This is a genomic window from Pseudomonas sp. 20P_3.2_Bac5 (genome assembly GCF_025466035.1).
Taxonomy (GTDB): domain Bacteria; phylum Pseudomonadota; class Gammaproteobacteria; order Pseudomonadales; family Pseudomonadaceae; genus Aquipseudomonas.
Map to the genome: position 1 here is coordinate 1 of NZ_JANLOA010000059.1, position 393 is coordinate 393.

The window sequence follows — 393 nt, forward strand, 5'->3', positions numbered from 1 at the left end:
GTCGCGTCCTGTTTCGAACTGGCCTCCAACGCACCCGCCCCGCCTTTCTCGCGACCGGTGTCGCTGTCGTAGTTGACGTAGGCGATGCCGGCGAACGGTTCCAGCGCCACGCCGCCAGCTTCGACGGTGTAACCCACTTCGCCGAAGACCTGCGCGGTGCCGGCCTTGTACTTGGCTTTCAGCTCTTCGTTGTAGCTGCCCGCCGCGACATGCCTTTTGCTGTCGATGTCGTGCCAGCTATAACCGGCGCCCATGCGTGCGGCGAAGGCGTCGAGTTGGTAGCTGAGGTAGGTGGCCAGGTGGTAGCTGTCGACCGACGCATCCGAGTTGCGCTTGCTGGCATCGAGGCTGGTCTTGGTGTAGCCCGCCGCGATACCCGCGCGCCATTCGTCA

1 protein-coding gene is annotated in these 393 nt (G+C 64.4%); it reads right to left on the bottom strand.

Annotation, left to right across the window (positions count from 1 at the left end; genetic code table 11):
• On the bottom strand, positions 1-393 hold a 393-nt coding region (locus NTD88_RS09600; protein WP_262153968.1), incomplete at both ends, for an autotransporter outer membrane beta-barrel domain-containing protein.